This window comes from Mangrovicoccus algicola, from assembly GCF_014903745.1.
GTDB lineage: Bacteria > Pseudomonadota > Alphaproteobacteria > Rhodobacterales > Rhodobacteraceae > Mangrovicoccus > Mangrovicoccus algicola.
Genome location: NZ_JACVXA010000012.1, coordinates 55,445 through 75,235, shown reverse-complemented (window position 1 = coordinate 75,235; position 19,791 = coordinate 55,445). Strand labels below are relative to the sequence as shown.

The 19,791-nt window shown below is 67.3% G+C and carries 16 protein-coding genes and 1 tRNA gene; 9 read left to right on the top strand and 8 right to left on the bottom strand.

The window, feature by feature from the left end:
- Nucleotides 1–12: 12 nt before the first annotated feature.
- Nucleotides 13–2,022, top strand: a complete 2,010-nt coding sequence (rpoD, locus tag ICN82_RS06330) for an RNA polymerase sigma factor RpoD (RefSeq protein WP_193180852.1) — start codon at nt 13–15, stop codon at nt 2,020–2,022.
- A 102-nt stretch (nt 2,023–2,124) separates the two neighbouring features.
- Here the strand turns inward: rpoD and ICN82_RS06325 are convergent, their stop codons facing one another.
- Entirely contained in the window at nt 2,125–3,126 is a 1,002-nt protein-coding gene (locus ICN82_RS06325) for a DUF6976 family protein (RefSeq protein ID WP_193180850.1), read from the bottom strand.
- A gap of 15 nt (nt 3,127–3,141) precedes the next feature.
- Nucleotides 3,142–3,339 carry a hypothetical protein gene (locus ICN82_RS06320; protein WP_193180848.1) on the bottom strand — a complete coding sequence of 66 codons (198 nt, stop codon included), beginning with the start codon at nt 3,337–3,339 and terminating at the stop codon, nt 3,142–3,144.
- A gap of 324 nt (nt 3,340–3,663) precedes the next feature.
- Here ICN82_RS06320 and uvrA point away from each other — a divergent pair, with 324 nt between their 5' ends.
- Both uvrA and ICN82_RS06310 read left to right on the top strand, forming a co-directional pair.
- Nucleotides 3,664–6,540, top strand: coding sequence for an excinuclease ABC subunit UvrA (gene uvrA / locus ICN82_RS06315; RefSeq protein ID WP_193180846.1), 2,877 nt, complete (start codon nt 3,664–3,666; stop codon nt 6,538–6,540).
- A gap of 30 nt (nt 6,541–6,570) precedes the next feature.
- A complete protein-coding gene (locus ICN82_RS06310) occupies nt 6,571–7,482 on the top strand; it encodes a patatin-like phospholipase family protein (protein ID WP_193180844.1) in 912 nt (303 codons plus the stop codon).
- Nucleotides 7,483–7,515: 33 nt separating this feature from the next.
- Here ICN82_RS06310 and ICN82_RS06305 read toward each other — a convergent pair whose 3' ends face one another.
- Entirely contained in the window at nt 7,516–9,156 is a 1,641-nt protein-coding gene (locus ICN82_RS06305; RefSeq protein WP_193180842.1) for a BCCT family transporter, read from the bottom strand.
- Between the two features lie 324 nt (nt 9,157–9,480).
- Here ICN82_RS06305 and ICN82_RS06300 point away from each other — a divergent pair.
- Together ICN82_RS06300 and ICN82_RS06295 are read left to right on the top strand one after the other, a co-directional pair.
- Nucleotides 9,481–9,557 (top strand) — tRNA-Met (locus tag ICN82_RS06300).
- A 200-nt stretch (nt 9,558–9,757) separates the two neighbouring features.
- Complete coding sequence (locus ICN82_RS06295; RefSeq protein ID WP_193180840.1) at nt 9,758–10,558, top strand: metallophosphoesterase; 801 nt, start codon at nt 9,758–9,760, stop codon at nt 10,556–10,558.
- Nucleotides 10,559–10,565: 7 nt separating this feature from the next.
- On the opposite strand, the gene ptsP is transcribed toward ICN82_RS06295, so the two are convergent.
- The 4 genes from ptsP to ICN82_RS06275 form a co-directional block, all read right to left on the bottom strand.
- A complete protein-coding gene (ptsP, locus tag ICN82_RS06290; RefSeq protein WP_193180838.1) occupies nt 10,566–12,851 on the bottom strand; it encodes a phosphoenolpyruvate--protein phosphotransferase in 2,286 nt (761 codons plus the stop codon).
- An 11-nt stretch (nt 12,852–12,862) separates the two neighbouring features.
- Nucleotides 12,863–14,101 (bottom strand): aspartate kinase, encoded by a 1,239-nt coding sequence (locus ICN82_RS06285; protein WP_193180836.1) that lies wholly within the window; start codon nt 14,099–14,101, stop codon nt 12,863–12,865.
- A 171-nt stretch (nt 14,102–14,272) separates the two neighbouring features.
- Complete coding sequence (locus ICN82_RS06280) at nt 14,273–14,749, bottom strand: DUF1178 family protein (RefSeq protein ID WP_193180835.1); 477 nt, start codon at nt 14,747–14,749, stop codon at nt 14,273–14,275.
- Between the two features lie 61 nt (nt 14,750–14,810).
- Nucleotides 14,811–15,293, bottom strand: coding sequence for an NUDIX hydrolase (locus ICN82_RS06275; RefSeq protein ID WP_193180832.1), 483 nt, complete (start codon nt 15,291–15,293; stop codon nt 14,811–14,813).
- Nucleotides 15,294–15,444: 151 nt separating this feature from the next.
- On the opposite strand from ICN82_RS06275, the gene ICN82_RS06270 reads away from it, so the two are divergent.
- Both ICN82_RS06270 and ICN82_RS06265 read left to right on the top strand, forming a co-directional pair.
- Nucleotides 15,445–15,966, top strand: coding sequence for a glutathione peroxidase (locus ICN82_RS06270; protein ID WP_193180830.1), 522 nt, complete (start codon nt 15,445–15,447; stop codon nt 15,964–15,966).
- Nucleotides 15,967–15,973: 7 nt separating this feature from the next.
- Nucleotides 15,974–17,137, top strand: a complete 1,164-nt coding sequence (locus ICN82_RS06265) for an acetoin utilization protein AcuC (RefSeq protein ID WP_330998970.1) — start codon at nt 15,974–15,976, stop codon at nt 17,135–17,137.
- A gap of 120 nt (nt 17,138–17,257) precedes the next feature.
- Here ICN82_RS06265 and ICN82_RS06260 read toward each other — a convergent pair whose 3' ends face one another.
- Entirely contained in the window at nt 17,258–17,560 is a 303-nt protein-coding gene (locus ICN82_RS06260) for an ArsR/SmtB family transcription factor (RefSeq protein WP_193180826.1), read from the bottom strand.
- Nucleotides 17,561–17,699: 139 nt separating this feature from the next.
- Here ICN82_RS06260 and ICN82_RS06255 point away from each other — a divergent pair, with 139 nt between their 5' ends.
- Nucleotides 17,700–18,332, top strand: a complete 633-nt coding sequence (locus ICN82_RS06255; RefSeq protein ID WP_193180824.1) for an ATP-dependent Clp protease proteolytic subunit — start codon at nt 17,700–17,702, stop codon at nt 18,330–18,332.
- A gap of 133 nt (nt 18,333–18,465) precedes the next feature.
- Nucleotides 18,466–19,731 carry an ATP-dependent Clp protease ATP-binding subunit ClpX gene (gene clpX / locus ICN82_RS06250; protein WP_193180822.1) on the top strand — a complete coding sequence of 422 codons (1,266 nt, stop codon included), beginning with the start codon at nt 18,466–18,468 and terminating at the stop codon, nt 19,729–19,731.
- Nucleotides 19,732–19,791 lie beyond the last annotated feature (60 nt).

Genomic DNA, 19,791 nt, shown 5'->3' with positions numbered 1-19,791 from the left:
AAGGAGCTGCAAATGGCCGCCAAGGACACCGACGATCACAAGCAGAACGATACTGACAACGAGCCGATGCTCGACATGAGCCAGGCCGCCGTCAAGAAGATGATCGCCGATGCCCGGGAGCGGGGCTTCATCACCTATGACCAGCTCAACCAGGTGCTTCCGCCCGACCAGGTCTCCTCGGAGCAGATCGAGGACGTGATGTCGCTGCTCTCCGAGATGGGGATCAACATCATCGAGGAGGAAGAGGCCGAGGACGGCGACGGCAGCCCGGCCGCCTCCACCGCCGTGGTGACCAAGAACGAGTCCCGCGATGTCGCGATGGCGTCCAGCGAGACCGAGAAGCTGGACCGCACCGATGACCCGGTGCGGATGTATCTGCGCGAGATGGGCTCCGTCGAACTGCTGAGCCGCGAGGGCGAGATCGCCATCGCCAAGCGGATCGAGGCAGGGCGCAACACGATGATCGCCGGCCTGTGCGAAAGCCCGCTGACCTTCCAGGCCATCACGATCTGGCGCGACGAACTTCTTTCCGAGGACATCCTGCTGCGCGACGTGATCGACCTGGAGGCGACCTTCGGGCGTGCGGTCGGCGAGGAGGGCGAGGAAGGCGGCACCCCGGTCGTGGAGGGTCTGAGCGTCGTCGCCTCCAACGAACCCGCCAAGGAGGAGCGCGCCGAGTCCACGCCGGAATACGATGCCGACGGCAATCCGATCTCCCGCGAGGAGGAGGATGACGATGACGACCAGGCGAACATGTCGCTGGCCGCCATGGAAGCCGCGCTGAAGCCGCGCGTGCTGGAAACGCTGGACCGGATCGCGCGCGACTACGCGACCCTGTCGGACATGCAGGACCTGCGGATCTCGGCCACGCTGAACGAGGACGAGAGCTTCTCTTCCGAGGATGAGGCGGAATACCAGCTGCTGCGCAGCGAGATCGTGCTTCTGGTCAACGAATTGCATCTCCATTCCGGCCGGATCGAGGCGCTGATCGACCAGCTCTACGGCATCAACCGCCGCGTCATGTCGATCGACAGCGCGATGGTGAAACTGGCCGACCAGGCGCGGATCAACCGGCGCGACTTCATCGAGGCCTATCGCGGCTACGAGCTGGACCCCTCCTGGATCGACCGGATGAGCGCCAATGCCGGGCGCGGCTGGCAGGCGCTGTTCGAACGGTCTCTGGACAAGGTCGAGGAGCTGCGCGGCGACATGGCCCAGGTCGGCCAGTATGTCGGCCTGGACATCAGCGAGTTCCGCCGCATCGTCCAGCAGGTGCAGAAGGGCGAGAAGGAGGCCCGCCAGGCCAAGAAGGAGATGGTCGAGGCCAACCTGCGCCTGGTGATCTCCATTGCCAAGAAATACACCAATCGCGGGCTGCAATTCCTCGACCTGATCCAAGAAGGCAATATCGGCCTGATGAAGGCGGTCGACAAGTTCGAGTATCGCCGCGGCTACAAGTTCTCCACCTATGCGACCTGGTGGATCCGCCAGGCGATCACCCGCTCGATCGCCGACCAGGCGCGCACCATCCGCATCCCGGTCCACATGATCGAGACCATCAACAAGCTGGTGCGCACCGGCCGCCAGATGCTGCACGAGATCGGCCGCGAACCGACGCCGGAGGAACTGGCCGAAAAGCTGCAGATGCCGCTGGAGAAGGTCCGCAAGGTGATGAAAATCGCCAAGGAGCCGATCAGCCTCGAGACCCCGATCGGGGACGAGGAGGACAGCCAGCTGGGCGATTTCATCGAGGACAAGAATGCCGTTCTGCCGCTGGACAGCGCCATCCAGGAAAACCTGAAGGAGACGACGACGCGGGTGCTGGCCTCGCTGACCCCGCGCGAGGAGCGGGTGCTGCGGATGCGCTTCGGCATCGGCATGAACACCGATCACACGCTGGAAGAGGTCGGGCAGCAGTTCAGCGTCACGCGCGAACGGATCCGCCAGATCGAGGCGAAGGCGCTGCGCAAGCTGAAACATCCCAGCCGCTCGCGCCGGTTGCGCAGCTTCCTCGATCAGTAACGCGCCGGCCCACGCCGAGCTGCGGAGCGAACGGACGCGCGGCCCTTCGGGGACCGCGCGTCTTTCTTTCTTCGGGGCAGGGCCGTCGTTGCAAAGCGCGGATCAGGCGACCTTTGCCGCCTTTTCCGCCTCGAGCTTGAGATGAACTAGCGTCTGGTTCAGCAGGATATAGGCGATTTCCCCGAACGTGGCCGGACCGGTGAAATTGCCCGTGCGCTTGCCTTCCAGCTCGCCGTAAAGATAGTTGAGGATGCAGTTGCAGGAGAGCTGTTCGCCGCCCGCGCTGCCGATCTGCGCGCCCAGCACGCTGGCATAGTCGCCGATGGATTTCGCGACGCGGTATTCCACGCCGGCGATGACCGGTGCGTAGAATTGCACCAGCCCGCGCTCCGGCGATATCCCGCGCAGCGAGACATTTATCATCGCCCCGGCATAATCCGCGACCAGCGGCAATTTCAGGTCATGGCCGATCCCGGAGAGATACTCGGCGAAATCGACCGCCTCGCCGTTGACATGCGCGGTGGCCGCGGAAAAGCCGGTCTCCTCGAAGACGATGCGGTCGGCGGACAGGTCGGGTTCGAACAGGTTGATGATGTCCAGTTCCGCCCGGCGCCCCAGGGGCAGCGCCACATGCAGCAGCATCGCGCCCTCGTCATGGACGGCCCCCGAACGCCCGTCGACGATCTTGGGCGTGGTGCGCCCGATCTCGTCCAGATGTGTGCCGGTGATCCAGCCCATCAGGGGCTGGGAAAAAAGACCCGGATAGCCCGCCCCCTCGATCGCGAAAGCCTCGTGAGCGCGGGAAAAGGCCGGGATGAGGATGGTGGAGACCCCGTGCTCGAACCGCTCCTCGCACAGCGATGCCAGCCTGTCCGGATCGTAATGCCGGATGCGGAAATCCCGCGCCGCGGCGAATTCCGTCACGAAGACGTTTTCCTCGTCGCAGCGCCCGCCCTGGGCCGTCAGGAAATAGACCGAGGTCCCGCCGATCCAGCTGCCCGGCGGAAGGTGGCGCAGCGCCGATTCTGATCCCGCAAGCAGCAGAACCTTGCCCGCCTCGATCTCGGCCGCAGCTTCTGCGATGGTCATCATCGTGTTCTTCATCAACGCGTTCCTTTCTCAGAGTGCCGCGAGATCCTTCGACGCGAACTGGTGCTTGGCGAAATAGGCGGACAGGCTGCTGACCGCCTGGTCAAGCAGCGCGGGCTGGCCGGATACCTCCCGGCGCAGATTGGCGACCAGGATTTTGGTGGCCAGCGATGCCTCTCCCAGATCCTTGCTGCTTGTCAGTGTCTCGCGGAAAACGGCGTCATTCATTGGTGTCCTCTGAAAAACGGAACCCGGCGCCCCGGCGATGCCGGGCAGGTCCTCCCGGCCGGAACGGATGGGTGCGGCTGATGCGCATTGCCCGCCTCCCGGCGGAGGTGGGCGCAAGCGTTGTGGCAAGACGCGCGCGCGATATCAAACCATAAGTGCCTAGTATTTTAGCGAAATATGAAGTTTCGGGCGGCGGCAGCGGGGCGCAGGCCGGACGGGGCGGCGGAGATCGGATTTCGACTGTTCACCTGATGTTCACAAATTCCCATTGGAGACTCGCGCCGTTGCACCTATCTTAGCCGGGTTGAAGCCGGAGGGTGTCGCATGGCCGAGTTGAAGAAGATCGAAGTCCGGGGAGCGCGGGAGCACAACCTCAAGGGCATCGACGTGGACATCCCCCGTGACGAGCTGGTCGTGATCACCGGCCTTTCCGGCTCGGGCAAGTCCAGTCTCGCCTTCGACACGATCTATGCCGAAGGGCAGCGGCGCTATGTCGAAAGCCTCTCGGCCTATGCGCGGCAGTTCCTCGACATGATGGAAAAGCCCGATGTCGACCATATCTCGGGGCTCAGCCCGGCGATCTCCATCGAGCAGAAGACGACCTCGAAGAACCCGCGTTCCACCGTCGGCACGGTCACGGAGATCTACGACTATCTCCGGCTGCTTTTCGCCCGCGCGGGCACGCCCTATTCGCCCGCCACCGGCCTGCCGATCGAGGCGCAGCAGGTGCAGGACATGGTCGACCGGATCATGGAGATGGAGGAGGGCACCCGCGGCTATCTGCTGGCCCCCATCGTGCGCGACCGCAAGGGCGAGTACCGCAAGGAGATGCTGGAACTGCGCAAGCAGGGCTTCCAGCGGGTCAAGGTCGACGGCACGTTCCACGAACTCGATGAGCCGCCGAAGCTGGACAAGAAATTCCGCCACGACATCGACGTGGTCGTCGACCGCATCGTCGTGCGCGAGGGGATGGAGACGCGGCTGGCCGACAGCCTGCGCACCGCGCTGGACCTGGCGCAGGGCATCGCCATCCTGGAAACCGCGCCGCGCGAGGCCGAGGACGGCACCGCGCCCGAGCCGGAGCGGATCACGTTTTCCGAGAATTTCGCCTGTCCCGTCTCGGGCTTCACCATCCCGGAAATCGAGCCGCGGCTGTTTTCCTTCAACGCGCCCTTCGGCGCCTGCCCGGAATGCGACGGCCTGGGGGTGGAGCTGTTCTTCGACGAACGGCTCGTCGTGCCGGACCAGACGCTGACGCTGGTCAACGGCGCGCTGGCGCCGTGGCGGAAGGGCAAGTCGCCCTATTTCACCCAGACCATCGACTCGCTCGCCAAGCATTACGAATTCGACCAGAAACTGCCCTGGAAGAAGCTGCCGAAGCATGTCCAGCAGATCTTCCTCTTCGGTTCGGGCAAGGAGGAGATCCCCTTCCGCTATGACGAGGCCGGGCGGGTCTATCAGGTGGAGCGCGTCTTCGAGGGCGTGATCCCCAACATGGAACGCCGCTACCGCGAGACCGACAGCAACTGGGTCCGCGAGGAATTCGAGCGTTACCAGAACAACCGCCCCTGCGGCACCTGCGGCGGCTATCGCCTGCGCGAGGAGGCGCTGGCGGTGAAGATCGGCGGGCTGCATATCGGCCAGGTGGTCGAGATGTCGATCAAGGAGGCGCATGACTGGATCGGCACCGTTCCCGACGCGCTGTCCAGGCAGAAGAACGAGATCGCCCGCGCCATCCTGAAGGAGATCCGCGAAAGGCTGGGCTTCCTCAACAATGTGGGGCTCGAATACCTGACGATGAGCCGCAATGCCGGCACGCTTAGCGGCGGGGAAAGCCAGCGGATCCGCCTGGCCTCGCAGATCGGTTCGGGCCTGACCGGCGTGCTCTACGTTCTGGACGAGCCATCGATCGGCCTGCACCAGCGCGACAATGACCGGCTGCTGACGACGCTGAAGAACCTGCGCGACCAGGGCAACACGGTGATCGTGGTCGAACATGACGAGGATGCGATCCGCCATGCCGATTACGTGCTGGATATCGGCCCCGGCGCGGGCGTGCATGGGGGCCAGGTGATTGCCGCCGGGACCCCGGCCGAGATCATGGCGACGCCTGCCTCTGTGACCGGCGATTACCTTGCGGGGCGGCGCGAGATCGCCGTTCCGGCCGAGCGGCGCAAGGGCAACGGCAAGAGCCTGACCGTCGTCAAGGCCAGCGGCAACAACCTGAAGGACGTGACCGCCGAATTCCCGCTGGGCAAGTTCGTCTGCGTCACCGGCGTCTCGGGCGGCGGCAAGTCCACCCTGACCATCGAGACGCTCTACAAGAATGCCGCGATGAAGCTCAACGGCGCCCGCGAGACGCCGAGCCCCTGCGAGACCATCAGGGGGTTCGAGCATCTCGACAAGGTCATCGACATCGACCAGCGCCCGATCGGGCGGACGCCGCGGTCGAACCCCGCGACCTATACCGGCGCCTTCACCCCGATCCGCGACTGGTTCGCCGGGCTGCCGGAATCCAAGGCGCGCGGCTACAAGCCCGGCCGGTTCAGCTTCAACGTCAAGGGCGGGCGCTGCGAGGCCTGCCAGGGCGACGGCGTCATCAAGATCGAGATGCATTTCCTGCCGGATGTCTACGTCACCTGCGAGACCTGCCAGGGCAAGCGCTACAATCGCGAGACGCTGGAGGTGCAGTTCAAGGGCAAATCCATCGCCGATGTCCTGGACATGACGGTCGAGGATGCGCAGGACTTCTTCAGGGCCGTGCCCTCGATCCGCGAGAAGATGGACGCGCTGGTGCAGGTGGGGCTGGGCTATATCAAGGTCGGCCAGCAGGCGACGACCCTTTCGGGCGGCGAGGCGCAGCGGGTCAAGCTGTCCAAGGAGCTGTCGAAACGCTCCACCGGGCGGACGCTTTACATCCTCGACGAGCCGACGACGGGGCTGCATTTCGAGGATGTCCGCAAGCTTCTGGAAGTGCTGCACGAATTGGTGGAGCAGGGCAATACCGTGGTGGTGATCGAGCATAACCTGGACGTCATCAAGACCGCCGACTGGATCATCGATATCGGCCCCGAGGGCGGCGATGGCGGCGGCAGGATCGTCGCGGCCGGGACGCCCGAGGAAGTGGCCGCGGCGCAGGACAGCCATACCGGGCGCTATCTGCGCGACATGCTGAAGCCGCGGCAGGTCGCGGCCGAATGACCGCCGCCTGCAGGGCGGGGGTGGCCTGCAGTGGCTGAGCGGCGCGCCCTCGGGCTGGCGCTGGGAATGGGGGGCGCACGGGGCTTCTGCCATATCGGCGTGCTGCGCGCGCTGGATGAGCTGGGCGTGCGCGTGGACCGGGTGGCGGGCTGTTCCATGGGGGCGCTGGTGGGCGTCGCCTGGGCGGCCGGGCGGCTGGACGCGTTCGAGGACTGGGCGCGCAGCCTGACCCGGACGAAATTCCTGGGGTATATCGACCTGCGCATCTCGGGCGGGGGGCTGGTGGCGGGCGCCGAGATTCCGCGCCTGCTGGACCGGCTGGGCATCCCGGCGGAGATCGAGGCGCTGGAGCGGCCCTTCGGCGCCGTGGCGACGGATCTGCAGACCGGGCGCGAGGTCTGGTTCGGCCGCGGGCCGCTGCGCCCGGCGATCCGTGCCTCCGTCTCCATACCCGGCGTGCTGACGCCGGTGCACCATGACGGGCGCTGGCTGGTGGACGGGGCCCTGTCCGACCCGGTGCCGGTGATGGGCTGCCGCGCGCTGGGGCCGGGGCCGGTCCTGGCGATCGACCCCAACGGCTTCGGTCCCGAAGGCTTCTGGACCCCGCCCGGCCCCTCGGGGACGGTCACCGGCACGCTGATGGATCATCTGCGCGCCGGAGGCCTGGCGATGGGGCTGGGCGGCTGGATGGGGCCCGCCGAACCCGCGCCGCCCGCGGCCGTGCCGCCCAACTACATGGACGTCATCTGGGCCTCGGTCGACATCGTGTCCTCGGGGGTGATGCGGATGCGGCTGGCGGCGGCGCCGCCGGACCTGCTGCTGGAGGTGCCGCTGCGCGACCTGAGCATCCTGGAATTCGAGAAGGCCGCGGCCGCCATCGATGCCGGCCACGCGGCGGTGATGGCCCGCGCGGAGGAGATCCGCGCCATGGCCGGGGCCTGAGACCGGGGGCGGCATGCGCCCCCGGCCATGGGGTCAGGCGCGCCGTTCCGAGGCAAGCCCCTTCCAGATCGCCAGGCACATCAGCAGCAGGACGATGGTGAAGGGCAGGCCGGTGGAGATCACCATCGATTGCAGCGAGCCCAGACCGCCCGCCGACAGCAGCAGCACGATCGCCACGGCGCCCTCGAAGATCGCCCAGAAGACACGCTGCGGCACCGGCGCGTCGACCTTGCCCCCGGCCGTGATCGTGTCGATCACCAGCGAGCCGGAATCCGAGGAGGTGACGAAGAACACGATCACCAGCACGATCCCCACCAGCGAGGTGATGCCGGACAGGGGCAGCTGGTCGAGCATCTTGAACAGCTGCAGCGGCAGGTCGGCATCCTGCGCGGCGGTATAGCCGTCCTGCACCACCTGCTGGATCGCGACGCCGCCGAAGACCGACATCCACAGCACGCAGACCAGCGACGGGATCAGCAGCACGCAGATCATGAATTCGCGCACCGTGCGCCCGCGGCTGACCCGCGCGATGAACATGCCGACGAAGGGCGACCAGGAGATCCACCAGGCCCAGTAGAACGAGGTCCAGCCCTGCATGAAGTTGACGTCCTCGCGGCCGACCGGATTGGCCAGGGCGGGCAGGTACTGGAAATAGGCCAGGAGGTAGTCGAAGAAGCCCGTCAGCACCGCGATGGTAGAACCCGTCAGCAGCACGAACAGCAGCAGCACGACGGCGATGCCCATGTTGATCTCGGACAGGACCTTCACCCCGCCATCGAGCCCGCGCAGCACCGAGACCAGCGCGATCGCGGTGATGCCGGTGATCAGCAGGACCTCGGTCGTGTCGCCGATCGGCACGCCGAACAGCTCGTTCAGCCCGGCATTGGCCTGGGTCGCGCCGAAACCCAGCGAGGTCGCCAGCCCGAAGAGCGTGGCAAAGACCGCCAGCGTGTCGATCACATGGCCCGGCCAGCCCCAGACGCGCTCGCCCAGGATCGGGTAGAAGGCCGAGCGGATCGTCAGCGGAAGGCCCTTGTTGTAGGAAAACAGCGCCAGCGCCAGGGCGACGACCGCATAGATCGCCCAGGGGTGCAGCCCCCAGTGGAAGATCGTCGCGGCCATGCCCAGCCGCAGCGCGGCCTCGGTATCGCCCTCGGCCGCGCCGAGCGGCGCCCAGTCGGTGCGCACGCCGTCCTCGCCCACGGCAATGCCGCCCAGGGAGGAGGAGAAATGGCTCATCGGTTCGGAAACGCCGTAGAACAGCAGGCCGATGCCCATGCCCGCGGCGAAGAGCATCGCGAACCAGCCCAGATAGGTATAGTCCGGCGTCGCCTCGGTCCCGCCCAGCCGGACGCTGCCCAGCGGCGTGACGATCAGCACCAGGCAGAACAGCACGAAGATGTTCGCCGCGCCCAGGAAAAACCAGTCGAAACTCTTGGTGACCACGTCGAACATGGCCGAGAACAGCCCGCCGGCCTGCTCGGGCAGGGCAAGCGTGTAGAAGACGAAGGCGACGATCGCCAGGCCGGAAACGGCGAAGACCGGGTTGTGGATATCGAAACCCACGGGGCCCAGCCGGCCCTCGAAATTGTCCTGGCCGATCTCGTATTCCGTCTCGATCACGTCGCTGACGCCTTCGGGTTCCGGCAGGCCGGTATCGGATGTGTCGCTCACGCTGCGATCCTTTCGCCTGGGGGGGAACCTGCCCGGAACCGACCGGGCGCCGTTGCGGGACGCGTGACCGGGGCCACGTCGGAGATGGCCGCCACGCTTGGCGGTGTTGGTGGTGAAAGCATCTTTCTTCCTGTCGTTGCGCCGGGCGTGACGCCCGGCAGGGGAGAACGCGGATCCCTGCTGCGGGGTTCCTTCAATTTTTACCTATCGGCGGAAAGCGGCGGATGGCAAACCGGAAGCCCGGACCCTGTCGCTTTCTGCCCGGGCGGGCCGATTTTCCTCTTGACCCTTCCGGCCGGGCACCATATTTCGCGGCCACTCTCTGGCGGAGTAGCTCAGTTGGTTAGAGCAGCGGAATCATAATCCGCGTGTCGGGGGTTCAAGTCCCTCCTCCGCTACCATCACACCCCTTCGTGCCAGGCGTAAACTCCCGAAATCGCGGAGGATGGCGCCGGTGCCGCCCGATGGCGCATTATCGGGCGCCGCTGCGGCATTCGCGGTCGCACCCGGCGCGGCAACGCGGCCGGCAGACGCGGTCCGGCCCGGCAGGTAGCAGAAGGGCGCGGAGCGGTCCGGCTCCGCCGATCGCTGGAGCCTGCCGATGAAACTTGTCGTCCTGTCCGATCTGCACATGACCCGCCCCGGCGAGGTCCTGGCCGGGATCGATCCGGCCGCCCGGCTGGAGGCGGCAATCGCGCGCATCAACGCGGCCCATGGCGATGCCGATCTGGTGGCGCTGGCCGGGGATCTGACCGACCGGTCCCGGTCGCAGGCCTATGAGGATCTGCGCGCCGCGCTGGAGCAGCTCTCGGTTCCCTGGGCGGCGACCCTGGGCAATCACGACAACCGCGATGTGTTCGCCCGGATCTTCGGGCCGGGGGCGCTGAATGATGACGGGTTCGCGCAATCGGCGCATCATCTGCGGGGCGAGGTCGTGATCCTGCTGGACAGTCTGGAGAAAGGGCCGGGCGCGGGCGGCTGGGGGCAGGGGCGCGGCCATCTCTGCGCCCGGCGCCTGGACTGGCTGGCGCGCGAACTCGACCGGGCCGGGGGACGGCCCGTGCATGTGGTGCTGCATCATCCGCTGCTGCAGGTGGCCCCGGTGCCCGATCCCTGGCTGCTGGAGGATCCCGGCCCGCTTCTGGCGATGCTGGACGCCTATCCCGACATCCGCGGCGTGACCGCGGGGCATATCCACATGGCGACGACCACCCTGCGCCGCGGCATCCCCTATCACACCATCGCCGGCGGGCACGCGACCAGCCGCGAGAGGTTCGGCGAGGGGGCGGGGCGCCGCCGCTTTGCCGGGCCGGGGCAGATGGCGGTGATCCTCAGCGGGGCCGAGCGCACGGTCCTGCATTTCGACGATTACGTCGATGCCAATCCGGAGCTGGAGGCGTGAGACGGGCTCAGCCGGTGGCGCGCTGGTCGGACGCCACCGGATCGGAGCTGAGATCGAGCGTCGCGAGGTATTGCATCAGCGCCAGCCGCACGCTCTGATCGCCTGCCGCGCGGGCCTCCTCGACGACGCGGCGCACCTCGCGCAGGTCCGAGCGGCGCAACAGGTGCTTGACCGGCCCGACCGAGGCCGGGCGCATCGACAGGGCGCGCAGCCCCATCGCGGCAAAGCACAGCGCCTCCACCGGCCGCCCGGCATCCTCGCCGCAGAAACTGACCGGCGTGCCGGTCTCGTCGCAGCGCCGCACGATCTGCTCGATGAAGCTGAGGAAGCTGACATTGAGCGTGTCGTAGCGGCGGCGCACCCTTTCGTTCTCGCGGTCGGCGGCGAAGAAGAACTGTTTCAGGTCATTTCCGCCGATCGAGATGAAATCCGCCATCTCGAAGAACTGCCGCGGCGCATAGGCCAGGGACGGGGTTTCCAGCATGGCGCCGATCTCCACCCGCTCCGGGGTGAGGTGGCCCATGCGCTTCTCGCGCTCCAGCTCCTCCAGCATGACCGCGCGGGCATCGCGGAATTCGGCGAATTGCGCGATGAAGGGGAACATGATCGTCAGCGGACGGCCATTGGCGGCACGGATCAGCGCCTGAAGCTGCATGCGCATGATGCCGGGCTTGTCCAGCCCGACGCGGATCGCCCGCCATCCCAGCGCGGGGTTGGGCTCCTCCGTGCGTTTCATGTAGGGCAGGACCTTGTCCGATCCGATATCCAGCGTGCGGAAGACCACGCGCTTGCCGTCCGCGGCATCCATGACCCGCCCGTAGATCCGCGCCAGCTCGCCGCGGCGGGGCATCTTGTTGCGGATCAGGAACTGAAGCTCGGTGCGGAACAGCCCCACGCCCTCGGCGCCGCAGCTGGCCAGCGAGGGCAGGTCGACCAGGAGCCCGGCATTCATCGCCAGCCCCACGGTCTGCCCGCACAGCGTCGTGGCGGGCTCCCGGCGGATGGAGGCATAGCGTTCCTGCGCCTTTGCCTGCATCGCCAGCTTGTCGCGGAAGGCGTTGGCGATCGTCTCGTCGGGCCGCAGATGGACATTGCCGTTGTCGCCATCCACCAGGATCGGATCGCCGGTCAGCGCCTCGGTGGTGATGCCCGGGGCGTTGATGACCAGCGGGATCGCCCAGGCCCGGGCGATGATCGCCGCATGGCTGCCGACCGAGCCTTCCTCCAGCACGATGCCCTTCAGCTCGCGACCGTAATCCAGAAGTTCCCCGGGGCCGATATTGCGCGCGACCAGCACCGGGTTCTCGGGACGCTCCGCCCCGGTATCGCTGCCCTGGCCGGTCAATTCGCGCAGCAGCCGGTTGGACAGGTCGTCCAGGTCGGTGCCGCGGGCGCGCAGATAGGGATCGCTGGCCCGGGCCAGGCGGGCGCGGGCGGCGGACTGCTCCTTCTCCACCGCGGCCTCGGCCGAGAGGCCGCGGGCGATATCCTCCTCCATGCGCCGCATCCAGCTTTTGGAATTGGCGAACATGCGGAAGGTCTCGATCACCTGCATCGCCTCGGCATCGCCCGAGGATCCGGCATCGAGCACCCGGTCGAGCGACACCCTGAGCCGCGCCACCGCGGCGCGCAGGCGTTCCAGCTCGGTCTCGGGGTCGTCGCCGATCGGGTTGGTGACGACGACGCGCGGATCATGAAGCAGAACCCGCCCCTCGGCGGCACCTTCCTGGCCGGTCGTGCCGCGGAACAGCACCGGGCGCTGGTGCAGCGCCGCGAGGGCCGCCCCCTCGTCGAGGAAGGCGCCCAGCTCGGTCATCTCGGCCAGCACCATGGCCACGACCTCGACGCCGTAGAGCTCGTCCTCGGAATACTGCCGCTTTTCCTTGGACTGCACCACCAGCACGCCCAGCACCTGGCCCAGGCGCTGGATGGGAACGCCGAGCAGGGAGGCGAAGATCTCCTCCCCGGTTTCCGGCATGTAGCGGAATCCCGGCTCGGCGGGGGCATCGGCCGAGTTCAGCGGGCGGCGGGTGCGGGCGACCTTGCCCACAAGCCCCTCGCCCAGGCGCATGCGCGTCTTGTGCACCGCCTCGGCCTTCAGCCCGTAGGTCGCGCAGAGCTCCAGGGTCTCGGCATCGCGGAACAGGTAGATCGAACAGACATGGACGCCCATCGATTCCGCGATGATCGTGGTGATGCGGTCAAGCCGCTCCTGCCCCGCGCCGCTGCCGGCGAGGGCCTCGCGCAAGCGTCCAAGCAGCTTGCGGCTCTCAGTTTCCTGGGTCTGGCCCATGGGCCTCCGGTTCAGGCTGCTTTGTCCAGTCCGAAGGCATCATGCAGGGCCTGAACGGCAAGTTCCATATATTTCCGGTCGATGAGGACGGAAATCTTGATCTCCGAGGTGGAGATGACCTTGATGTTGATGTTTTCCGCCTTCAGCGCCTCGAACATCTTCGCCGCGACCCCCGCATGGGACCGCATGCCGATGCCCACGACCGACACCTTGCAGACCTCGGTATCCTGGGCGAGCTCGTCGAAATTGATCTCGCCGCGGGCGCGGGCCTCGTTCATCGCCTTCTCCGCGCGCAGCACCTGGTCCACCGGGCAGGAGAAGGTCATGTCGGTGCGCCCGTCGGCCGAGACGTTCTGCACGATCATGTCCACGTTGATCCCGGCCTGGGACAGCGGCGTGAAGATGGCGGCGGCGATGCCGGGGCGGTCCGCCACCGACAGCAGCGTCAGCTTGGCCTCGTCGCGGGAATAGGCGACGCCGGAGACGACTTTGCTTTCCATGATTTCCTCCTCGTCGCAGACCAGCGTCCCGCTGGCCTCGTCGGTTTCCTCGAAAGATGACAGGACGCGCAGGCGCACCTTGTAGCGCATCGCCAGTTCGACCGACCGGGTCTGCAGGACCTTGGCGCCCAGCGAGGCCAGTTCCAGCATTTCCTCGAAGGCGATCTTCTCCAGCTTGCGCGCCTTCTTGGTGATGCGCGGGTCGGTGGTGTAGATGCCGTCCACATCGGTGTAGATGTCGCAGCGCTCCGCGGCGAAGGCGGCGGCGAAGGCGACGGCGGTCGTGTCCGAGCCGCCCCGGCCCAGCGTCGTGATGCGGCCTTCCTCGCTGATGCCCTGGAAGCCGGCCACGACCGCGACCTTCATCCCCTCGGCGAATTTCTGGTCGATATTGGCGCGCGGGATGTCCAGGATCCGCGCCGCGGAATGCGCGGAACTGGTCTTCAGCGGCACCTGCCAGCCCTGCCAGCTGCGCGCGGGGATGTCCATTTCCTGAAGCGTCAGCGCCATCAGCCCGGCGGTCACGTTCTCGCCCGAGGAGACGACCGCATCGTATTCGCGCGCATCGAAGAGCGGCGAGGTCTGGTTGACCCAGCCCACCAGCTCGTTCGTCTTGCCCGACATGGCCGACACGATGACGATGACATCATAGCCGCGATCGACTTCGCGGCGCACCTTCTGCGCGGCGTTGCGGATGCGGTCGAGGTCGGCAACCGAAGTGCCGCCGAATTTCATCACGAGGATGGGCATGACGTTTCCTTCCCGGCGGCCCGGCCGGGACCGGACGGCGTAACACGGCGGCGGTCTTACGGCGGCGCAGGGGGTTCTGCAAGAGTGCAGTATCGCCGCGGCGCGGCACGCGGGGCCACGGGCAGCCGCCTGTCCCTTTGCGGCGCCCCGGACGGGCCGGGGCGCGCCGGGTCAGTTCTGTCCGCGGCGGTCGCGGAAGGGCAGGGGAAGCACCGGGATGCCGTCGCTGAGAAGCGCGCGCGCCTCCTCGGCATTGGCCTCGCCATGGATCGCGCGGCGCGGACTGTCGCCTTCGTGGATCGCGCGGGCCTCGCTGGCGAAGCTGCGCCCGACATAGTCGGAATTGGCCTCCACCTCGGCGCGCAGCTTCTCGATCGCGCGGCGCATCTTCGCAGGCATTTCCGCGGCGCTGGCCATCGGGGCGGGGCCATCGGCGGCCGGCGCGGCACCCGCAGCGGCGGGGGGCGGCGCGGCCTTCCGGTCCGATGCGGCGACGCGCGGTGCCATCAGCGCCTTGGTCACGTCGCGCGCCCCGCAGGCGGGGCATTCCACCAGCCCGGACGCGACGAGCCCGTCGAATTCCTCGGCAGAGCGGAACCAGCTTTCGAAAGCGTGGTCCCGGGAGCATCTGAGGGCGTAGCGGATCATGGTGTCGCGATCTCCGGAGGCGCAGGTGCAGCAGATAGCGCCGAAACGTCAATTTTCAATGCTAGGCAAGCCGGATCCGGTCGGCCGGGGGCAGAAGCTCGGGGCTGAAGCGTTCGAGGATGCGGCCCAGTTCGCGGCTGTCGACCATCGCGGCGGCCTGCTTGGGCGTGACCCAGCGGCGCTTGCGCTGGCCGGCCTCGGGAAAGCGGCGCTTCATCTCGGTGACTTCAAGCGCGTAAAGCGCCACGACGCAGGGCAGGTCGCCCTTCTTGTAGCCGTAGATGCCCAGGCAGAGCGGATGCGCCCGGCCCTGGACCCCGGCCTCCTCATAGGCCTCGATCGCCGCCGCGCGGGCGGGGGTCGACCCGGCGATGGGCCAGCCCTTGGGCAGGATCCAGCGGCCCTTGCCGCGCGAGGTGATCAGCAGGATCTCCACCCGGCCCTTGTTGCGCCGGTAGCAGATCGCCCCGAATTGCGACCTCGGCTGATGTTTCTTCGTCGTGCCCAGCGATAGGGGCACCTGCCTGATGGGGTGGAGCGACATGAATTCTGCCCGACAGCTGATTGAGTCGTTGTTGTTTTCTGTCCCGAGTATGGGATGTTTCGGTCGCGTGTCCACATCCGATGCCCTCGCACGGGGCCTTGATTGCGCGAAGGCGGGGGCTAGCTTCCCGGGCGGGCAGAAAGAGGCAGAGATGATCCGTATCCTGGGCGCAGTCGCACTCATCCTGGCGGGGGCCGTGCAGGCCGCGGCCTTCACCTTCGCGAGCATCGATGGCGGCACGCTGGAGACCGAGGCCTGGGCGGGGCGTCCCGTGCTGGTGGTCAACACCGCCTCGCGCTGCGGGTACACGCCGCAATACGAGGGATTGCAGGCGCTTCACGAACGCTACGGCCCCCGGGGGCTGGTCGTCCTGGCCGTGCCCTCGGATGATTTCCGCCAGGAACTCGACAGCGCGGCCGAGGTGAAGGAATATTGCGCGGTGGTGTTCGGCCTGACCCTGCCCATGACCGACATCACGGCGGTTCGCGGCGCGGCGGCCCACCCGTTCTACCGCTGGGTGCGCGAGGAGGCCGGGTTCGAACCGGACTGGAATTTCAACAAGGTCCTGATCGGGCGCGATGGCCGGATCGCCGCGACCTGGCGGTCGCGTTCGGAGCCGCTCTCGCCCGAGATCACCGGCCCGATCGAAGCGGAGCTGGCCGGGGGCGGATGAGCGCCGCGTGAGCACCGGGCCTGTCTTCATCGGGGCGGAGATCTATCGCGCCTCCTCCTTCGGGGCGCATCATCCCCTTGCCGTGCCGCGGGTCTCCACCGTGATGGATTTGGCGAGGGCGCTCGGCTGGCTCGCGCCCGGCCAGTACCGAACCAGCCCGCGTGCCCGGCCCGAGGGGCTGGGCATCTGGCATGATCCGGATTACGTCGCCGCGCTGATGCGTGCCGAGCAGGCGCAGGCGGTCGAAGTGTGGACGCGGGAGCGCTATCGCATCGGAACCTCGGACAATCCGATCTTTCCCGAGATGTTCCGGCGGCCCGCGACGGGCTGCGGCGCCGCGATGCTGGCGGCGGGGCTGCTGCGCCGGGGCGGCGTGGTGCATGCGCCGGGCTGCGGCACGCATCACGGGCTGCCGGACCGGGCCAACGGCTTCTGCTTCCTCAACGACCTGGCCATCGCCATCCTGTCCCTGCGCGCCCTGGGGATCCGGCGCATCGCCTATCTGGACATAGATGCCCATCATCCCGACGGGGTGGAGCACGGGTTCGGCCGCGATCCCGAGATCCTGATGGTCTCGGTCCACCAGGCCGGACGCTGGCCGCGCACCGGGCTGGCCGGGGATCGCGGGGCGGGCAATGTCTACAACCTGCCGGTGCCCGCCGGGCTGAATGACAGCGAATTCGCCCATATCCGCGACGCGCTTGTGCGGCCGCTCGTGGCGGCGTTCCGGCCCGAGGCGGTGATCCTGCAATGCGGGGCGGATGCCCTGGCCGAGGACCCGATGTCGCGGCTGATGCTGTCCAACAACGCGCATGCGGATTTCCTGCACGCGGTGCGCCCGCTGGCGCCGCGCCTGCTGCTGACCGGGGGCGGGGGCTACAACCCCTGGTCGGTGGCGCGGCTCTGGACGCGGCTCTGGGGCGAACTCAACGGTCTCCCGATGCCGACGCGCCTGCCGCCCGCGGCGCGGCAGGTTCTGCGCGACCTGAGCTGGACCCGCGCCGGACGCGCGCGGCCGCCTGCTCCGGGATGGACGGACACCCTGGCGGATCCGCCGCGCCCGGGGCCGCTGCGTCGCGAGATCCGCGAACTGGTGGCGATGCACAGGGCGCGGCTGCCCCAGGCTTCGCCCGGGCCGAACGTCGCGGGAAAGGCCCCGGGGCCGGGTTGAGCAGCCGGCGGGGCGGGCGCGGCTGTCGGCAAATCGCGGCCGGCGGGGGGGCGCCTTCGCGGCGCCGCGAAGGCCCGGGCAATCTTCCCGTCCCCGGGAAACCCGCCGGGCGGGGCCGGGTCAGGCGGAGGGCGGCGCGTCCGGGGGCGTGCCCATGCGCGCATCGTGGCACAGCGCGTCCAGATAGCCCCGCAGCGCCTCGAGTCCCTCCGGGCGGAGCCGGTAGATGCGCCGCGCCCCGCAGGCTGACACATCCAGCAGCCCGGCGCAGACCAGGACCCGCAGGTGCTGCGACACCGCCGGGCGGCTGACCCGGAACCCCTGTGCCAGCCTGCCTGCCGAGGCCGGGCCCAGCCGCAGCCGGTCCAGCAGGGCGCGCCGGGTGGGATCGGCGAGGGCTTGAAGCGCAGGGATGTAAGTCATAGCTTACGGTAAGTCCGTGCTTACAAATCTGTCAAGCATGTGCGGAAGCGCCCTGCAGACTGCCCTTGCAGCCCCCGCGGGACACCCCTAAGACTCACTGGACCGGCGCTCGTGCCACCAAGAGAAGCAGGCGATTGAGATGAAAGACCCTATCGACGTTTACATGAACACCCTCGTTCCCATGGTGGTGGAGCAGACCTCGCGCGGGGAACGGGCCTATGACATTTTCTCGCGCCTGCTGAAGGAGCGGATCATCTTCCTTTCGGGGCCGGTGCATGACGGGATGAGCTCGCTCATCGTCGCGCAGCTGCTGCATCTGGAGGCGGAGAACCCCAACAAGGAAATCTCGATGTACATCAACAGCCCCGGCGGCGTTGTGACATCGGGCCTGTCGATCTACGACACGATGCAGTACATCAAGCCGAAAGTGTCCACGCTGGTCGTGGGCCAGGCAGCCTCGATGGGGTCGCTGCTTCTGACCGCGGGCGAGGCGGGCATGCGCTTCTCGCTGCCCAATTCGCGCATCATGGTGCACCAGCCTTCCGGCGGCTTCCAGGGCCAGGCGACGGATATCTCGATCCACGCCAAGGAGATCCTGGAACTGAAGGAGCGCCTGAACAACATCTACGTCAAGCACACGGGCCAGGATTACGCCACCGTCGAGGCGGCGCTGGAACGCGACAATTTCATGACCGCCGAGGCGGCGAAGGCCTGGGGCCTGGTCGACGAGATCGTCACCAGCCGCGGCACGCCGGATGCCGGCAAGGCGTAAACCATCAATTTGCGGGAATACCCGGCACGGCGATTTATGCGTTGTGCAGGTATTCCTGCTGTCCTAAGCTGACCGGAGGCCGGCCGGGTCTCCATTCTTCAGGGTTCCGGCCCGCCCGACAGGAGGTGACGACATGGCGAACAACTCAGGCGGTGACAGCAAGAACACGCTGTACTGCAGCTTCTGCGGCAAGAGCCAGCACGAGGTTCGCAAGCTGATCGCCGGCCCGACGGTGTTCATCTGCGACGAATGCGTCGAACTCTGCATGGACATCATCCGCGAGGAAACCAAGTCCGCCGGGCTGAAATCCTCCGACGGGGTGCCGACCCCGCGCGAGATCTGCGATGTCCTCGACGATTACGTGATCGGCCAGTTCCACGCCAAGCGCGTGCTTTCGGTGGCCGTGCACAACCACTACAAGCGGCTGAACCACGCGGCGAAATCCTCCGATATCGAACTGGCGAAATCGAACATCCTGCTGATCGGCCCGACGGGCTGCGGCAAGACGCTGCTGGCGCAGACGCTGGCGCGGATCCTGGATGTGCCCTTCACCATGGCGGATGCGACGACGCTGACCGAGGCCGGCTATGTCGGCGAGGATGTGGAGAACATCATCCTCAAGCTGCTTCAGGCGTCGGAATACAATGTCGAGCGCGCGCAGCGCGGGATCGTCTATATCGACGAGGTCGACAAGATCACCCGCAAGTCCGACAACCCCTCGATCACCCGCGACGTGTCGGGCGAGGGCGTGCAGCAGGCTCTGCTGAAGATCATGGAAGGCACTGTCGCCTCCGTGCCGCCGCAGGGCGGGCGCAAGCATCCCCAGCAGGAATTCCTGCAGGTGGACACGACCAACATCCTGTTCATCTGCGGCGGCGCCTTCGCGGGGCTGGACAAGATCATCGCGCAGCGCGGCAAGGGCTCGGCGATCGGCTTCGGTGCGGATGTGAAATCCGACGAGAACCGCGGCGTCGGCGAGACCTTCAAGGAACTGGAACCCGAGGACCTGCTGAAATTCGGCCTGATCCCGGAATTCGTCGGCCGCCTTCCGGTGATCGCGACGCTGACGGACCTGGACGAGGACGCGCTGGTCACGATCCTGACCGAGCCGAAGAACGCCCTGGTCAAGCAGTACCAGCGCCTGTTCGAACTCGAAGACACCCAGCTGACCTTCACCGAGGATGCGCTGCGGGCGGTTGCGCGCCGCGCGATCGAGCGCAAGACCGGTGCCCGGGGCCTGCGCTCGATCATGGAGGACATCCTGCTGAACACCATGTTCGATCTGCCCGGCATGAACGATGTCGAGGAAGTGGTGGTCAACGAGGAATCCGTCGGGGCCGAGGCCGCGCCGCTGCTGATCTATGCCGAGCGCAAGGACGAGCCCGCCTCGGCCGGCTGACCCGCGCCCGGCGCGACATCTTGGAATGCGGCGCCTCCGGGCGCCGTTTTTCGTTTGCGG